This is a genomic window from Flintibacter sp. (assembly GCF_046973065.1).
Genome location: NZ_JBKVXZ010000071.1, coordinates 1 through 15,411, shown reverse-complemented (window position 1 = coordinate 15,411; position 15,411 = coordinate 1). Strand labels below are relative to the sequence as shown.

At 50.7% G+C, this 15,411-nt stretch carries 19 protein-coding genes; 4 read left to right on the top strand and 15 right to left on the bottom strand.

What is annotated here, in order from left to right; genetic code table 11:
• A partial coding sequence (locus ACLTXB_RS17155) for a hypothetical protein (RefSeq protein ID WP_428227794.1) occupies nucleotides 1-240 on the top strand: 240 nt, incomplete at its 5' end.
• Between the two features lie 87 nt (nucleotides 241-327).
• Here ACLTXB_RS17155 and ACLTXB_RS17150 read toward each other — a convergent pair.
• From ACLTXB_RS17150 to ACLTXB_RS17095, 12 genes are all read right to left on the bottom strand, one after another.
• Nucleotides 328-549: a hypothetical protein gene (locus ACLTXB_RS17150; protein ID WP_412259997.1), complete on the bottom strand. Its 222-nt coding sequence runs from the start codon at nucleotides 547-549 to the stop codon at nucleotides 328-330.
• A 170-nt stretch (nucleotides 550-719) separates the two neighbouring features.
• On the bottom strand, nucleotides 720-1,064 hold the full coding sequence (locus ACLTXB_RS17145) for a hypothetical protein (protein WP_412259996.1): 345 nt from the start codon (nucleotides 1,062-1,064) through the stop codon (nucleotides 720-722).
• Nucleotides 1,065-1,660: 596 nt separating this feature from the next.
• Nucleotides 1,661-2,887 (bottom strand): CaiB/BaiF CoA transferase family protein, encoded by a 1,227-nt coding sequence (locus ACLTXB_RS17140; protein WP_412259994.1) that lies wholly within the window; start codon nucleotides 2,885-2,887, stop codon nucleotides 1,661-1,663.
• A gap of 187 nt (nucleotides 2,888-3,074) precedes the next feature.
• Entirely contained in the window at nucleotides 3,075-4,625 is a 1,551-nt protein-coding gene (locus tag ACLTXB_RS17135) for a BCCT family transporter (protein ID WP_412259992.1), read from the bottom strand.
• Nucleotides 4,626-4,712: 87 nt separating this feature from the next.
• Nucleotides 4,713-5,141, bottom strand: coding sequence for an aconitase X swivel domain-containing protein (locus ACLTXB_RS17130; RefSeq protein ID WP_412259990.1), 429 nt, complete (start codon nucleotides 5,139-5,141; stop codon nucleotides 4,713-4,715).
• Complete coding sequence (locus tag ACLTXB_RS17125; RefSeq protein WP_412259988.1) at nucleotides 5,129-6,394, bottom strand: aconitase X; 1,266 nt, start codon at nucleotides 6,392-6,394, stop codon at nucleotides 5,129-5,131. Before ACLTXB_RS17125 ends, ACLTXB_RS17130 begins: the two co-directional genes overlap by 13 nt.
• Nucleotides 6,395-6,455: 61 nt before the next feature.
• Entirely contained in the window at nucleotides 6,456-6,839 is a 384-nt protein-coding gene (locus tag ACLTXB_RS17120; protein ID WP_412259986.1) for a Rid family detoxifying hydrolase, read from the bottom strand.
• A gap of 115 nt (nucleotides 6,840-6,954) precedes the next feature.
• On the bottom strand, nucleotides 6,955-7,785 hold the full coding sequence (locus tag ACLTXB_RS17115; protein WP_412259984.1) for a YitT family protein: 831 nt from the start codon (nucleotides 7,783-7,785) through the stop codon (nucleotides 6,955-6,957).
• Nucleotides 7,786-7,799: 14 nt separating this feature from the next.
• Nucleotides 7,800-8,336: a 2-oxoacid:acceptor oxidoreductase family protein gene (locus ACLTXB_RS17110; protein ID WP_412259982.1), complete on the bottom strand. Its 537-nt coding sequence runs from the start codon at nucleotides 8,334-8,336 to the stop codon at nucleotides 7,800-7,802.
• Nucleotides 8,329-9,075, bottom strand: a complete 747-nt coding sequence (locus tag ACLTXB_RS17105) for a thiamine pyrophosphate-dependent enzyme (protein ID WP_412259980.1) — start codon at nucleotides 9,073-9,075, stop codon at nucleotides 8,329-8,331. The genes ACLTXB_RS17110 and ACLTXB_RS17105 overlap by 8 nt, the downstream gene beginning before the upstream one ends.
• A gap of 1 nt (nucleotide 9,076) precedes the next feature.
• On the bottom strand, nucleotides 9,077-10,159 hold the full coding sequence (vorB, locus tag ACLTXB_RS17100) for a 3-methyl-2-oxobutanoate dehydrogenase subunit VorB (protein ID WP_412259978.1): 1,083 nt from the start codon (nucleotides 10,157-10,159) through the stop codon (nucleotides 9,077-9,079).
• 15 nt (nucleotides 10,160-10,174) lie between these two features.
• Entirely contained in the window at nucleotides 10,175-10,372 is a 198-nt protein-coding gene (locus ACLTXB_RS17095) for a 4Fe-4S binding protein (RefSeq protein ID WP_412259976.1), read from the bottom strand.
• A gap of 274 nt (nucleotides 10,373-10,646) precedes the next feature.
• On the opposite strand from ACLTXB_RS17095, the gene ACLTXB_RS17090 reads away from it, so the two are divergent.
• A complete protein-coding gene (locus ACLTXB_RS17090; RefSeq protein WP_412259974.1) occupies nucleotides 10,647-11,423 on the top strand; it encodes an IclR family transcriptional regulator in 777 nt (258 codons plus the stop codon).
• 293 nt (nucleotides 11,424-11,716) lie between these two features.
• Here the strand turns inward: ACLTXB_RS17090 and ACLTXB_RS17085 are convergent, their stop codons facing one another.
• The 3 genes from ACLTXB_RS17085 to ACLTXB_RS17075 form a co-directional block, all read right to left on the bottom strand.
• Nucleotides 11,717-12,907, bottom strand: coding sequence for an IS256 family transposase (locus tag ACLTXB_RS17085; RefSeq protein WP_428227793.1), 1,191 nt, complete (start codon nucleotides 12,905-12,907; stop codon nucleotides 11,717-11,719).
• Nucleotides 12,908-13,168: 261 nt separating this feature from the next.
• Nucleotides 13,169-13,576: a hypothetical protein gene (locus tag ACLTXB_RS17080; protein ID WP_428227792.1), complete on the bottom strand. Its 408-nt coding sequence runs from the start codon at nucleotides 13,574-13,576 to the stop codon at nucleotides 13,169-13,171.
• An 83-nt stretch (nucleotides 13,577-13,659) separates the two neighbouring features.
• Complete coding sequence (locus tag ACLTXB_RS17075; protein ID WP_412259970.1) at nucleotides 13,660-14,058, bottom strand: hypothetical protein; 399 nt, start codon at nucleotides 14,056-14,058, stop codon at nucleotides 13,660-13,662.
• A 545-nt stretch (nucleotides 14,059-14,603) separates the two neighbouring features.
• Here ACLTXB_RS17075 and ACLTXB_RS17070 point away from each other — a divergent pair.
• Both ACLTXB_RS17070 and ACLTXB_RS17065 read left to right on the top strand, forming a co-directional pair.
• Nucleotides 14,604-14,816, top strand: coding sequence for a helix-turn-helix transcriptional regulator (locus tag ACLTXB_RS17070; protein ID WP_412259968.1), 213 nt, complete (start codon nucleotides 14,604-14,606; stop codon nucleotides 14,814-14,816).
• On the top strand, nucleotides 14,813-15,259 hold the full coding sequence (locus ACLTXB_RS17065) for a helix-turn-helix domain-containing protein (RefSeq protein WP_428227791.1): 447 nt from the start codon (nucleotides 14,813-14,815) through the stop codon (nucleotides 15,257-15,259). Before ACLTXB_RS17070 ends, ACLTXB_RS17065 begins: the two co-directional genes overlap by 4 nt.
• Nucleotides 15,260-15,411 lie beyond the last annotated feature (152 nt).

The window sequence follows — 15,411 nt, the reverse complement described above, 5'->3', positions numbered from 1 at the left end:
TGTCCAATTTATGGGGTATTGTTTTTTCTAGGTGTGGTTAAAATTGTGGGTCAGGGGGTTGACCCAAATTTTGACCCACACCGTTTCGGCCGAAAAAGTAAGAAAAATCCCCGAAATCGCATGATTTCGGGGATTTTCTGGAGCTGCTGGGCGGATTCGAACCGCCGACCTCATCCTTACCAACGCCGATTTGATATTTTTTCTAATCTTTTTCGTTCGTTTTTAGTGTTTTTCTCTTGAATCAATATGCTTTTTGTCACTATTTTTCCGTACTGGTTCCATACATTCCACCACCGTCTGTGGCTGGTTCTGTGGTCAATCCACAACTCACGCATTCACCCGTTGCAGGTAAAACTCACTCTCCGCAACCTTTGTCACGAAGTCATACTCCAACCTTGTCGCTTTTGAGGGTGAAATATTATACCGTTTGAACACAGAACGGAAGTGCGCAAAAAACTCCCGGTCTTCCTCTGTCATCGGTGCGACCCAGCCATTTTCCGCACCATGGACCTCCATTTTTTCCAGTTCAGCCATGCGCTCATGTTCCATATCAGTCGCTCCCTTCAAAGTCTTTGATCAATAACTGTGCGGCATCCTCCCAAATGACCAGCCGGAATGGACCATAGGACCCGGCATGGCTTGCGCCGAATTCACAGATGTAGTATGCCACCAATTCACTCGTCTTTGCCTTGAATACCAAAACCCCGTCATATCCATTTTCAATCGAAACAGATACTGCATAGGCAAGGGGGGGCTTTCGCAATTCCAATATATTTTTTCGGTCTTCCCTCTACACGGAGAAGATTTGTGTTGCTGTGGTCCACACTTTCAACATAGACGATCTCGACAGCAAGACTTCTGCCGTCAACAATATACGCCATCAGCCCAAGCAGCTCGTTGGTGCCAGTGCGGCGAAGCGCAACTTTATTGGGCATCTCCAGAGCAGCTTTACTGGTCCACTGTGTCTGCCATTTGGCCGTAGCACGCAGATCATCGGGCGTAGCTGCAGAAACATATACAGGAACCTTGTCTCCTTCTGCATCCAGAACAAATAGGTTCAACACGACATCACCCTCCTGAGTTCCTAAAACAAATCTGCATATCTACTCCTCAATCATCTTTGGAAGGCGTCCTTGTAGGGCTCTTCTTTATATCAAATATACCACAAGACGAATCATAAAAGAAGTCCTTTATTTAAATTTGATATGTCTCTGAAAAAGTCTTGGATACCACACCCCCACGCAAGAAATGCGTTGCTGAAACAAAGAATAATTGCGCTTTTAAACTATATTGCTCTCACCATCTACAATAATATGCATTGAAATATCTAAAAATCCGGGAAGGGATATTCTTATAGGTACCATTTGACGATTACAGCTTAGTTAAATCCATCTTACCAGTCAGAATTTTCGGAATCTAAACAGGAATACACTGCAGTAAAGCTTTTTCATCGATTTTGCATAAGTGCAACCTGAGAAAAACAAAAAACCGCGAACCGTTGCGGCGCAACGGTTCTCGGCTTTTTCAGAGTCTTCTGTCCGGGCGATTTTTTCAGTGAACACAGCAAAACAGGCGGTGACACGACATCCTACGTCACCTCAGGGATTATGGTCCCAGTCCGATCTGCCTTGTAGTCCGGAACACTACCCCACGGAACGGATCAAACGACATGGTCGTTATGGAGCTGAGTGATCTGCGCATCATCCATCCCCAGCACATCCCGCAAAATACTGTCCGTATGCTCACCAACAACAGGCGCAGACCGCATAGCCATATCTGCGCAGCCATGCATCTTGATGGGAGATCCCGGGATCTCAATTTCCTCTCCGATTCCGGTGTCCTTTACGGTCCAAAGCATATTGCGGTCGCGCAGTACGTCTTGCGCACAGACCTGGTCCATCGTTAGAATTCGACCGAAGGGAATCCCTGCTCCAACAAGCATCTCCTCCATCTCATCCACCGTGTAGTTGACGGCCCACGCAGAAATAATACTCTTCAACTCGCTGAGATAATTCTCGCACCGCTTTGCATTGGTAACAAAGCGCGGATCATCTACAAGATCCAATCGCTTCATCAGGCCGCAGAGCGATTTCCAAAATCCATCAGTTCCGCAGGCCATGACAAAGCTGCCATCCTTCGCATGAAAGGAATCGAAGGGGGAGATTCCAGGATCTCTATTTCCCTCCGGCCCGGAAATGTGGCCGTTAATCGTATATTCTACCGCTCCTGCCTCCAGAATAGAAAAAATCGTATCCACCATAGATACATCCAGCCGCCGCCCCATTCCGGTTTTACTGCGCTGGTATAGCGCCATGGCGATGCCCAGCGCCAGATATGTACCGGAATAGTTGTCGGCAATCGCAGGGCCGACCTTCGTCTGCTGGTCGCCAAAGCCGGTCATGCTCATCATGCCACCCATGGCCTGGGCAATAATGTCATAGCAAGGACGCTGAGCCAGCGGGCCTTCCAGTCCAAACCCGGAAATAGATGCATAAATGAGACCCGGATTGATTTCCTTGAGGACCTCATAGCCGAGACCAAGTCTCTCCATCGTCCCTACCCGAAAATTCTCGCATACCACGTCCGCTTCGGCCACCAGCTTTTTAAACAGCTCACGACCTTTCTCGGACTTCAGATCCAGCGTGATACCATATTTGTTTCGATTGATATAGGCAAAATAGCCGCTGGAGCCATTCTTGAACGGTGCCCAATTCCGGCTCTGATCCCCTTTTCCGGGTACCTCGATCTTAATTACTTCCGCTCCTTGATCAGCCAGATGCATCGTGCAGAACGGACCGCTGTATGCATGGGTCAAATCCAGCACGCGAACGCCGGAGAGCGGCTTTTCCTCCGGATTGCAGCAGGCAGCCGTAGGTTGATGAGTCATAAAAAATTCTCCTTAATATCAAAATTCACTTTTAGAAAAGGAGGGGGCGCTCAGGCCCCCTCCCAGTCCGCCAGGCAGGTATGCCTGGATGCTTGTCCACCATCGCGACCATTGGGAACTATTTGTATTCGGCGTCTGGACATGCCGTAATATATATCTTCCGGTCACGCACCAAGGACAGCATATCTCATCTTTCGGACTTCACCGGATCCTCTGCCAGCATATAGTCCTTCTTCGCAGAACACTTTCCAGCATTCCGGAATGCAGAGATAATAATTACGATCATGATGAATGCAATCGGGAATCCAATGATGACCCACATGCCCTTTACAGAGCTCACGCCGCCGGAGGCCACCAGCAGATACGCAACAACACCCATGATGATACCAAAGAGGATCTTCAGCGGCCGGGGAGCCTCATCATCCACACTGAGGCCATGGGTGCTGATGGTCGCCAATGCAGCAGCAACAGGATCGGCCATGGTTGCAAAAGACGTAAAAATAGCAATCAGGAACACTGCAATCAAAACCTTGCCTAACGGGAAGGAGTCCAGAATATAGAAAATTGTAGACTCCATACCGGTCGTATTCACAGCAGTCCAAATATCAAAAGCTCCGCTGCTCTGCAGATCAACAGTAATGCCGCCAAAAGCAGCGATCCACACCATGCAGAATAAAGAAGGGGCCAACACATTGACGAGAATAAAGGAGCGGATGGTCCGGCCCTTTGCCATACGGCTCAGGAACATACCCAGAATAGGCGCGTAAACGATAAAGGATGCCCAATACTGTACGATCCAGTCAGCATACCAGGTATCGCCTTCTGCCATCGTATTCAGAATTGCCGTCTGCGAAAACGCATTATCCATCAAATGTGCAAAGGACTCCGTGCCAAGCTTGGCCATAAAGGTGGAGGGGCCAAAAATGCACACAAAGATCAGCATGCCAATGAAGACAATCGTTGTGAAGGAAGAAAGCTTTTTCAGGCCTTTACCAATACCGGAAACACAGGAAACCGTGAAGAGCACCGTGATGATCACCGCCACCACCAGCCAAACACCTACACCAGTCTTCAATCCCAGCAGATACTCCACACCGGCGCCGATCTGCATCAGGCCCACGCCCATGGAGCATGCCACAGCACCGCACATGGTGAAAATCGTCAGTCCGTGAACCAACGTCTCCAGCTTGCTGGAATCTCGGCCAAGAGCAGACTTCAGCACCGGGCCGTAGGCCAGCGGTTTGCGGAGGTTATAGGCCGTCAGTGCAAAGGCCACAGCGCAAATCGTGTACATGCAGTACTGAGGAATAGACCAGTTCCACATCGTCTGGGAAATTGAGAAAATCGCAGCTTCGCGGCTTCCCGCTTCCACTCCTGCCGCCACCGGAGGAGTCATGAAGTGATAAATGGGTTCACCCATTGCCCAGAACAGCAGGCCCGTGCCGATGCCGCCGCACAAAGACATGGTAATCCAGTTCCACGTTTTAAAGTCCGGCTTTGCGTCAGGACCTCCGATTTTGATATTACCAAACTTTGAAAACGCGAGAACAATTGTCAGGATGATACATACAATGGCAAACAGCTCAAAGAACCATCCGGCCCGATCTGCCATTCCATAGAGGATACTGTTCAGGATACTACCAAGAGCATCTTTCGCAAAAACGCCGGCACCCACCAGAACACACAAACATGCCAACGCCGGCCAAAACGCGGCTTTATTGATGCTTATATTTTTCATATGTTCTCCCCAATCTATTTCTCCCTGGATTCTTCAAAAGTTTTTTAGAACTTATTGGAAAATCACTGCCATCTTCCGCTTTCCATCTCACTCGTAGTAAATGTCGATCTCATCCCGGTCATCGTGGAATTCCACTTCCTTGGCCCCTTCCAGCTTGGCATAATCTTCCTCGCTGAGGTTGACCACAGGGATATCCACATTGTAAAACCGCTTGGCGATGATCGGACCGGTCAAAACCACCGGATCACTACGAAGATTGATGATAGCGGCAGGCGCACAGCCAGTCCGGATCTGTTCCAGAATGATCAGGCCCGTACCACTGCTGCCCTTTGGTGTTGTAAAGGCCAAAACCTTACCGGCCATATTCTTTTGATAAAGGGAATGCCGATTGTCCCGGATGGTGCCGGTCTGGGGATCCACTGTGCCCCAGAAACTCATAGGTTCGTTGGCATAAAGCAGTTCAGCCCGGACATTGCCGTAAACCGCAGTCTTACACTTGACAGTTACTTTCTCCATGGTTTCGCCTCCTTTACGACCTTGCCCGCCACTGCGGACTCAATGCATTCCTTCATGCTGCCAAATACCGGCTGCAATCCCCGCATAGAGAAGCAATACGTGTCAAACTTGCCAGAGTTGGACATCATGGTTTTCGTTCCAAGATTCTTGTTCCGATACTCCAAAATGCAGCCATCACTGTAGATCTCAACTCCCAGGCGAATCAAACGCTCATACAGTCCGCTGTCCTTCAGACGATCAGCCACACTTCTGGGTGTAATCAGCCAGAAGTGCACATTGTCATGGACACGACGGCCCCGGAACAGCTCTTCCACCTTTGCACACTCATTGTACGAGCAGTGAGGGCAGCCCAGAACAATCGCATCAATATCCGTCACATCCGGATTGGTGATCTGGCGTTCCGCTTCCGCCAAATCAGACAGATGGATCTCTACCACCTCTTTTGGGGTCTTGCCGCCGAAAGCCTGTTCCTTGGTCTGCGCCTCAGGTGTGACTCCAATCATATGAAACAGCGCAATTCCTCCCGAAGAGGCGGCGGTTGCGCTGAACTGCTTGAGGATCTCGTTGGTAACGCCCTTGGTAGGCATTCCTTCCAATGCCCAGACCCGGTCTGCTACGATAGAACCGTATGAATAAGAGATCAGATTAAAAATATCCTCTTCCCCAAAATACTCCGGCTTAATATCAGAACCCAGTTTCACCAGGCCCTCAGCAAAGCGATTTTCCGGTCTGTGCAGGCCGAAATAAGGAACACGTCCGGCAATACCGCACAGCAGCTCCAGCGGACCTGCATAGCGATTGGTGCGGGCGCCAATGATCGAGTTGTAATAACAAATCACATTGGATTCCGCACTGGCAAACTGCTGGCCAAAAGACGGCGCCACGCCCACATGATAGGGCGCGCAAGACCAAGTAGGAATAGCGCCCATTTTTACATGCGCAGCTTCAATACGGCGTGTGGCTGACATGGTCTCCACATCGTGCTTTTGCCGATCCCAAAGGTTGAGGTCGCAAGCAGTGGCATTGGTGGTTGTGGGTACAGCAAACTTGGCCCCCTTAGCAGCCAAATGCTCCGCAAATGCAACCTGGGCTTCACCAGCGTAAACCGTGCTGTCATCGTGGCATCCAACAATTTCCACGAATTCCTCCACGTCGTAGAACGCCGCCAGATCGCACAGGGCCTGCATGGCCTGCTGTCTCATTTCACCCTGTGCACCATCCAGCATAGACTTTTCATAGTCTGTCAGTTTCATTGCTATCCCCTTTCTTTCCGCGGATACGAATACCCGCTGTTTTACATGTTATCCATTCCCGTCAGTCGCACACAAATGCAGTCATAGCAGCCTCCAGCTTGGCGCCGGCCGGCAGATCCCCGACCTGAACCAGCACTCTGGCCGGACGATGCTCTCCAAAAAACTCCGTATAGACTTCGTTGATAGCAGCAAAATCATCCAGTGTTTTGACAAACACATCCACTTTTGCGATGCTTTCTTTGCATCCGCCGCCTGCTTCCACAATGGAAAGGAGATTGTTCAGTACAGTCCTGGTAGCAGCCTTGATCTCAGTCACCATCTCATTCGTATCAGGGTCCAACGGGATTTGGCCGGAAGTGATGATCATGTTGCCGTACTTCCTGCCATGGGAATAGGGACCGATTGCCTTCGGAGCATGTTCACTTTTGAGTTCTTCCAGTTTCATATCGCGTTCCTCCTAAGTTTTTTATTGTGTACCAGAGTGGAGAACATCCACCCTGGTACATTCGGCGCAAAAATAAAGCAAAGAATTATCCAACTGCTACGAAAGGAGTGTTTCCTTACCTCCGACAGTCGATGCTGCCAAAGGAATAATCCAGATTCACGCAGGCACACACTGCTTCCGGATCACAGGACTGCACTTCCCGCTGGATCTTATTGACAAGCGATTTCCTGCAATAGCACACCAGCCCCTGACCGCCCTCCAGCATCTCTGTCCGGCAGGGATAGCTGTTTTGAAGTGTCTGTGCCAATTCTTTTGCCTTTGGTGTATAAAGTACCGCGGCAGACTTTACGTCGAAGCCGTACATCACCTTGTCAATGGCAATCACACATATATACAGGTCTAACACAGAGTACAGAAACAGATCCCAGTCCTGCAGCAAAATAGAGCCCACAGTGATGATTACAAAGTCCCCAATCAGCAGGATCGTACCAATCGGAAGATTCGGATACTTCCGGACCACCAGACGCCCTACTACCGTGGTTCCTCCAGTAGTAGCACCGCCTTTCAGGATCATACCCAAACCAATACCCATCACAACGCCGCCAAACACAGATGCAAGCAGCATATCTTCTGTCAGAGGAGGCAGGTGCGCCCACCAGTCCATCAAAACGGAGTTAAGAAGAACTGTCAAAGCCGTATATACCAGCAATTTTTTCCCCAAGAAGAACACAGCTACCAGCACCAAGGGCACATTGATCACCAGATTAAGAACACCAATCGGAATGTCAAACAGCGCCTTTGTCACTACAGCAATTCCCGCGACACTGCCTGGGATAATGTGTACCGGATCCAGAAACCACACGACGGATAGCGCATATAGAACACAGCCGCCGACTATATAGGCAAGTTCCAAAATGGTCTGCTTTGTTTGCAAGGTTCTGCCCATTTGGCCTGTCCTCCTCACAGTTCTCTTACAGTCTCCATGCCGGAACGGTAGCATTCCAAATTCGACGGGATATTCCGGCCTTTCTTGGAGAAGTACTGATCCAGACCCTCGCCAAAAGTCTCCGGATCGATGAGACCGGTGGCTTGCATCATAGCGCCCAGCATCACCAAATTAGCAGCCCGTCCGTTGTTCAGGCCATTGGCAATATTGGTGGCATCTACACCGAATACCTTGACGTTCTTCGGATACTCCCGTTCCCCCATCAAAGAGCTGTTGACTACGACCACGCCGCCGTCTCGCACATCGCCGATAAATTTGTCGAAAGAAGGCTCGTTCATCGCCAGCAAGACATCCAGCTTTGTAGGATAAGGGCTTCCGATCTCCTCATCGGAAATCACCACACTGCAGCTGGCCGTACCGCCCCGCATCTCAGCGCCATAAGAAGAGGTCCAGCTGACTTCCTTTCCCTGCCGTGCGGCTACATCAATGAGGATCTTGCCTGCGGTCAGAATTCCCTGTCCGCCGAAGCCTGCCAAAATCATATCAGCCATTATTTGCACCTCCACGGTCCACATAGACGCCCACAGGGAACATCTTCTCATTTTCATTCTTGATCTTTTCGTTGGCCTGTACAGGAGTCAGCTTCCAGTTTGTCGGACACGGAGACAGAACCTCGATCAACGAAAAGCCCTTGCCATCCCGCTGATTCTCAAAACCCCTCTTGATGAACTTTTTGGTCTGGTCGATATGCTTGGGGTCGTAAATCGCGCCACGGGCCAGGAACTCCACATCGAAAGCAGAAAATGCTTTCAGCATGTCCACAGGCTGTCCCATGGTCTCCTTCTTCCGCCCCGTCTTACTGCTAAGCGTCTTGTCACCCAGCAGCGTGGTCGCCAGGTTCATCTGGCCGCCAGTCATACCAAAGATTCCATTGTTGACCACGATCATGGTAATCGGCACATCTCGGATGGCAGCATAGGCAGTTTCATCCAGTCCAATGACATAGGAGCAACCATCTCCCGCATGTACATAGACGGTCTTGTTGGGGCGGACTTTTTTGATACCCGTGGCAACGGAAGCGCAACGTCCGTGAGGCCCTGCAATAAATTCAAAGTTCATAGCGTCCTGAGACCAGAAAGCGCAGGCGATATCCACGCAGGCAATAACCTGATCCTGGAGCCCTAACTCCTCGATACTTTCTGCGATCAGACGCTGGACAATCCCATGGCCGCAGCCGCCACAGTATCCGGCAGTATTGATAATGGATTCCGGTTTCTTGTAAGTAGGCATCTTATAGCACCTCCATAGGCTGAACGTTGCCCGCTTGGATTTCCTTGCAGTAGTCAATAATCCCTTCGACAGTAGGCAGGTCCTTACTGGTCAGATAACCATAGAGCGGTTTTTCACTGCGGGTAGCCAGCAAAATATCCTCGCCCATCTGAGAAGTGAGGCTCATTTCCACAGAAACGAAGCCCTTCACACTCTCCGGAAGCTGTGCAAATGCCTTACGGGGATAAGGCCACACCGTGATGGGACGAATAAGGCCCAATTTCAGGCCTTCCTTCCGGGCCTGCCGAACAGCAGAACGGCATACGCGGGAAGAGATTCCATAAGCAACCAGCACCAATTCAGCGTCTTCAGTCATGAAGTTCTCCCAACGCTGCTCCTCCTCAAACATGGTCCGGATCTTGTTCCGCATACGCTGATTGTAACTCTCGTATCCCTCATAGTAGCTGACGTTATAGGCCTTGTTTTTCTTCTGATCCCGCGGTTTGCCGGTGAGGGTCCAGTCAAACTTGTCCATATCATGTTCCTTGGATTCGGGCAAATAGCATTTTTCAATCATCTGGCAAATAGCGCCGTCGCTGAGAATCTCGACCACATTGCGATACTTCTCCGCCAGATCGAATGCCATGTAGGTCAGATCCGCACACTCCTGTACAGAGGCAGGCGCCAGAACCAGCAGCCGCTTGTCACCATGACCACCGCCTCTGGTAGACACCCAGTAAGAATCCTGACCGGCAGTGATCTCGCCGTCACCCAGGCCATAGCGCATAGCATTGACAATGACAGCGGGCAGTTCGGCCGCAGACAGATAGGAAATCTCCTCCTGCTTGAGGTCAAAACCCGGACCAGAAGAAGAAGACATACACCGGGCACCGCAGGCAGCTGCGCCGTAAAGCATGCTCATGCTGGCAATTTCATTCTCGCCCTGGATAAAAACGCCGCCGCGCTTTTCCATATTGTCGGCCATATACTCCAGGATCTCACTTTGGGGGGTAATGGGATAGCCGGCGTAGAAGCGGCACCCTGCACGGAGCGCAGCTTCTGCGATAGCTTCATTTCCTTTCAACAGCTTGTAGGATTCACTCACGTCAATTCTCCTTTCTCACTCCACCGTGAAGACATAATCCGGGCAAATCTTGTAGCACATCCCACAGCCAATGCACAGTTCATCGTCGACCTGGATGATTTCATAGCCCTTCTTGTTAACGGTTTCCAGCGGAATAATTGCATTTTTCGGACAAACTCCGACACACAGCCGGCAGCCCTTGCATAACTCTGTGTTTGCCATTGCCTTTGCCATTTAGGATTCCTCCCGACCGAAATTATTTTTGAAATATAAATATCGTTTTTTGAAACGCAAGATTACTATACAAGTTTTGAACCCAAATGTAAATACCATATTTTACTTTTCTACAAATGATACATCATTTTTAAAATTATATTGTGTATTTTAACATCCAGATATCCCGTTTCACTTTTCGAACGCTTTTTTTCATTTGACGCGCAGGGTTTTCGTGTATATAATGCAAAAGTAAGAAAACAATTTGTAGATTCCACAAAGGAGGTTCTATTTTATGCCCACTTCTTCAACTTCCAACAGCTCAGTCCAAGCTATTGACCGCGCGTTTCTGGTTCTGGAAACCGTGGCCAAGCAGGAATCCATAAGCCTGAACAATCTGCATAGAGAGTTGGGATTAAACAAGGCCTCCCTGCTGCGAGTTGCCACCACACTTTGTAATAACGGCTATTTACTCCGGGATGCTAAAACCGGTGATTATTCCCTCTCTCTGAAAGCCTTTGAAGTCGGCGTACACGCAGTTCGAAATTTGGACTATATCAATCTGGTTAAAGGTGAACTGGAAACACTGTCCAATGAACTGGGTGTTGTAGCCCAATTTTCCGTAGAAGACAACAACGAGCTTTTGTGTCTGGAAAGTTTTGACAGAAATAACTCGCCATTTTCTATCTATACCCGTGTGGGAGGACGATCTCCTCTCTATTCCACCAGTGCCGGAAAGGCCATTTTGAGTACATATTCCAATGAAGAAATCCTGCGCAAGTGGGAAATGATGGATGCCAAACCCCTAACCCCCAATACCATCCGTACTGCAGATGAGCTGATGCAGGACATTGCCCGGATTCGGGAGCGGAACTATGCGCTGGATATCGAGGAGAATGAACCGGGACTATTTTGTCTGGGTACCGTTTTGATGAACTACAACCGCAAACCGCTGGGCGCCATCAGTCTTTCCAGCCGTTCCATGACTGAAGAAGAGCAAATGCGGTACGCGCAGTCTCTACTCCAGCATACCCGGCGACTGTCCTCTATGCTTGGCTATTCCAATCGCTGACATCCATCTGCCCAAAGACCGTTTTGGCTGATGCTCCATAGTCCATATTGAAATAGGCTGCCACGGAATAGCGGCAAAATAAATCGACTGGACGGCTTGTTCAAAATACTACGCTCCCCTTATAAGAGGCAGTAAATGTAAAACTATCTCTTATAGGGGGAGCGTTTGTATCCAACAAAGTTATCCTCAGCGGAAAATGGAATCCCATCCGCCGTTGTGTGTCCAAAAGTACTTCTATGGGTAGTGTCAAGAGTTTTTCGCAAATTGGTTTGCAGCCCCTGGTGTGAATGAAGTCATCCAGCAATGGAGGTGTCCTCAAGAGTTGCCTCCAGGTGCTTCATGTTCATGTACTTCTTGTTGCCCCACTGGGTGCCGGCCACATGGCGCAGCCGGGCGCAGACCAGCATGAGGGCGGAGTTGCCGTCTGGGAAACTGCCCACTACACGAGTGCGGCGGCGGATCTCCCGGTTGAGCCGTTCAATGACGTTATTGGTACGGATGCGAGTCCAGTGTTCGCTGGGAAAATCGCAATAGGTAAGCGTTTCCTCAATGCCATCCTCCACCTTCTTGGCGGCTTCCTTCAGTTTCATAGCACGCAGTTCTTCTACCACAGCTTTGGCCTTTTCACGGGCGGCTTTCTTGCTCTCCTGGGCGTGGATCGCCTTGAGCATCTTGGCCACCAGCTTCACCTTTGAGCGAGGCGTAACGGAGAACACATTACGGTAGAAGTGGACAGTACACCGCTGGTATTTGGCCTCAGGATACACCTCTCCCACGGCTTCCAGCATACCAAGACACTTGTCGCCAACGATGAGTTTTACGCCGTCCAGGCCACGGCCACGCAGCCACTGGAAGAAATTGACCCAGCTGGACTTGTCCTCTTTCATCCCCTCAGCGGCACCCAGGACCTCACGATAACCATCCTCATTGACCGCAATCGCCACCAGAATGGCCACATTCTCAAACTCTCCGCCCCAGTTGCGGCGTAGGTAGATCCCATCCACATAGACATACGGATATCGCCCACCTTGCAAAGGACGGTTCCGCCAATCCTCAATGTGGACATATGCTTTCTTGTTCAACTCACTGATGGTGGAGGGAGAAACCTTGCTGCCCCAGAGGGCCTCAGTAATATCCTCCACACGCCGGACAGATACGCCGGCCAGATACATCTCAATGAGGGCTTCCTCCACACTGCTCTCCCGGCGGCGATACCGCTCAATAATAGCAGTCTCGAAGGAGATCCCCTTGAGTTTTGGCACCTTGAGAGTAACGTCTCCGGAAGTCGTAGTGAGGTTGCGGCTGTAGTGGCCGCTGCGGTAGCCCTGGCGCTGCTCGTTACGCTCGTACCGGGCCGCTTGGGTCAGCTTCTCCGCCTCGGCTTCCAGAAGCTCGTTGAGTGTTTCCTCTACGCTGCCGCGTACAAGTTCCTTGAGCTGCCCCTTGATTACTTCTTCGTTCAGCTGTACAATCTTCTCGGACATGGTTTGCCGCCTCCTTTCAGAATGGTGTGTCGCGACTTCATTCTACCAGAGTACTGCAAACCATGTCTCCTTTTGTATACTTTCCAATTTGCGAAAATTATTGTACCTTATCCTTCTATGTGTAGTCCCGATATATACGTTATAGAAAGCTTTATATAAAATTTCTATACGGTTTTCATTCTCTTACTTAATATTCTGCGCTGCTGAAATCAATAAAAACACTCGGAATCAGATCTTCTCTGAGCTGACCCCGAGTGTTTTTCATTTCCCATATTTCTTTTTCAGACTCTGGTATCCCTTCTGCACTTCCCTTCGCAGATTATCGGCGGTCAGTATTTGCCACTGGGGATCAGGGCAGCTCAGATTCAGTCTCGCCAGTTCTATTGGGCAATATCGTTCTGGATCAAATCTGAAATCCCGCGCAACAAGCTGCTGCCACATACTTGGCTCATCAGGTAGATTGATCTTGTCCACTTCGTAGCTCATCAGCTCATGGATGGTGTCGATCTTCCGCAGGAACTCCTCTGCGGTCAGGTTCCCCCGGACATACTCCTCTCTCGCCAGCCGTGCGCTCTCGTTCCACTGGTCGTACTGCCCATAGTCTATCGGTAGAAGGTTAGAGCGCTCAAAGGGTGCTGCATCCTGCCAGTGGAGCAAGCGCGCATACATCCTGTCCCGCAGCTTTTTATAAATCAGAAGCGCTTCATCCTTTGAGGTCTTCTCCAGCCTTGCCAGATTCGCGCCGCGCTGTTTCAGCTCTGACCATTGGTAACCCGGTCACAGTACCGGGTGACCTTTTTCGTTTTCTGGATAAAATATCCCCAGCAGTCATACCGGCAAATCCTCTGACTGTCCTGCTCAAAGTAGAGTGCCAGCACCAATAACCGCAGCTCCAGCAAACTCCGAAGCCGGATCGGCCGGGGCTCTTCCGACTGCGGCAGTTTCGCTGGGTCACAGATCCGTGCAATGTCGGCGTAAGTCTCCCGCAGGTTTTCGTACTGCTCCACCGGTGTTGATGCTGTACCGTCAAAGGCGCCCTCCATAACAGCTACGCCGTGGAAGCCATGCGCTGGGCCGTGGGCGAGGGCCTGATCTCCGGCACCGACACCGGACTGCTGGCTCCCCATGCGCTTCGTGGAGATCCTGACCAAGTAAACATCACCCCTGCATCGGTGGAGGGCGGAACGGCTGTGCCGTCCCGCCCTTCCGTCTTGTTGCTATGCCATAATCAAGGAAAACGCCGATGACCGGAATTCCGCGCCATCAGCTTTGAACGGGTTCGTCCTCTCGGCCGAGTCCGTTGTCTTGCTTCCTGTATTCTCTGCACCAAAATAAATAGAACAAATTTTCTATAAAAGCATTGACACAGAACACCTGTTCTGTTAGAATGAAATCACAATCTGAATAGTCGCAAAATGCTGCACCGAGCAAAGGGGTGCGCTGGCAGCCAGTCAGCGTAGAATGAAAAGTCTCCACCGAATCGCCGGGCGCATGAGAAACATACGAAACAAGGCAGGTAGGTTCCTGCCAAGTGTCGAGTTGTTCTCATGTGCCCGGTTTTTGTTTTTCTCAGGATCTTCTTTGTCCGTGCCCGAGCAGTAGAGAGTTGTCCAAGCGCCGGTCAGAGAGGAGGTGCAGGTCAAGGAGACAAGACCGTGAAAATTATGCAGAGAAGAAAACAAGAGGAGGTACTTGAATGAAAAAATCGATCTACAAAAGCTATGACGAACTGCCGCTGATGCTGAACATGAAACAACTCTCCGACCTACTGGGTATTTCAGATACCAGCTCCTATGAACTGGTCCAGGAGGAGGACTTCCCCTCTCTGCGCATCGGCAAGCGCATCGTGGTTCCCGAGGAGGAACTGCGGAGATGGATCTCCGCGCACACGAAGGGAGTACAGGGATGATGGGAAATCAGAAGCGAGATGTGAAGAAGTATTTCTTCATGCTCCCTAACGCGGTGTTCGAGTTGGGGCTCCATGTGTATGAACTGGCCATCTACGCCTACCTGCTGAGGATCGAGGATCGGCGAACCTGGCAGTGCGTGGTCAGCTACCCGACCATTGCGGACAAGCTGGGGATCTCGGTCAACACTGTAGCCAAGTATGTAGGACTACTGGTGGAACACGGTCTCATCGCTACGGAGCGCACCGATGTCATCACCCGGGACGGCCTCAAGCGCAACGGCTGTCTCCGGTACACCATCCTGCCGATCCAAAACGCGATCGCTCTCTATCACGCGCGGCAGTTGTCTGCACTGGAACAGGCAGCAGCTCAACAGCGAGTGCAGCAACAGGCGAAGAAGTCCGGCGTGGAGTTCGTTCCATCGGACAAAGAGCAGAGCGCATGACCGACCCGTGCTTGCCCCTGTGTGCCGCTTTGTGCGCCACGACCGGGCTGGGTGGAGTCCAAGCCCCACCAGAGCTTTCACCGCAAATTTGAGCCGCTTTTGAGGGCTCTGCGGAGGACGAAAGAAAAAGCAGGATAAAGGCAGGGGTCGCA

What these genes read in the sequence shown, in the direction of transcription:
- ACLTXB_RS17150 (WP_412259997.1), bottom strand. Translation starts at nt 549, where the DNA reads ATGGAACATGAGCGCATGGCTGAACTGGAAAAAATGGAGGTCCATGGT.
- ACLTXB_RS17140 (WP_412259994.1), bottom strand. Translation starts at nt 2,887, where the DNA reads ATGACTCATCAACCTACGGCTGCCTGCTGCAATCCGGAGGAAAAGCCG.
- ACLTXB_RS17135 (WP_412259992.1), bottom strand. Translation starts at nt 4,625, where the DNA reads ATGAAAAATATAAGCATCAATAAAGCCGCGTTTTGGCCGGCGTTGGCA.
- ACLTXB_RS17130 (WP_412259990.1), bottom strand. Translation starts at nt 5,141, where the DNA reads ATGGAGAAAGTAACTGTCAAGTGTAAGACTGCGGTTTACGGCAATGTC.
- ACLTXB_RS17125 (WP_412259988.1), bottom strand. Translation starts at nt 6,394, where the DNA reads ATGAAACTGACAGACTATGAAAAGTCTATGCTGGATGGTGCACAGGGT.
- ACLTXB_RS17120 (WP_412259986.1), bottom strand. Translation starts at nt 6,839, where the DNA reads ATGAAACTGGAAGAACTCAAAAGTGAACATGCTCCGAAGGCAATCGGT.
- ACLTXB_RS17115 (WP_412259984.1), bottom strand. Translation starts at nt 7,785, where the DNA reads ATGGGCAGAACCTTGCAAACAAAGCAGACCATTTTGGAACTTGCCTAT.
- ACLTXB_RS17110 (WP_412259982.1), bottom strand. Translation starts at nt 8,336, where the DNA reads ATGGCTGATATGATTTTGGCAGGCTTCGGCGGACAGGGAATTCTGACC.
- ACLTXB_RS17105 (WP_412259980.1), bottom strand. Translation starts at nt 9,075, where the DNA reads ATGCCTACTTACAAGAAACCGGAATCCATTATCAATACTGCCGGATAC.
- ACLTXB_RS17095 (WP_412259976.1), bottom strand. Translation starts at nt 10,372, where the DNA reads ATGGCAAAGGCAATGGCAAACACAGAGTTATGCAAGGGCTGCCGGCTG.
- ACLTXB_RS17090 (WP_412259974.1), top strand. Translation starts at nt 10,647, where the DNA reads ATGCCCACTTCTTCAACTTCCAACAGCTCAGTCCAAGCTATTGACCGC.
- ACLTXB_RS17085 (WP_428227793.1), bottom strand. Translation starts at nt 12,907, where the DNA reads ATGTCCGAGAAGATTGTACAGCTGAACGAAGAAGTAATCAAGGGGCAG.
- ACLTXB_RS17080 (WP_428227792.1), bottom strand. Translation starts at nt 13,576, where the DNA reads ATGTATGCGCGCTTGCTCCACTGGCAGGATGCAGCACCCTTTGAGCGC.
- ACLTXB_RS17070 (WP_412259968.1), top strand. Translation starts at nt 14,604, where the DNA reads ATGAAAAAATCGATCTACAAAAGCTATGACGAACTGCCGCTGATGCTG.
- ACLTXB_RS17065 (WP_428227791.1), top strand. Translation starts at nt 14,813, where the DNA reads ATGATGGGAAATCAGAAGCGAGATGTGAAGAAGTATTTCTTCATGCTC.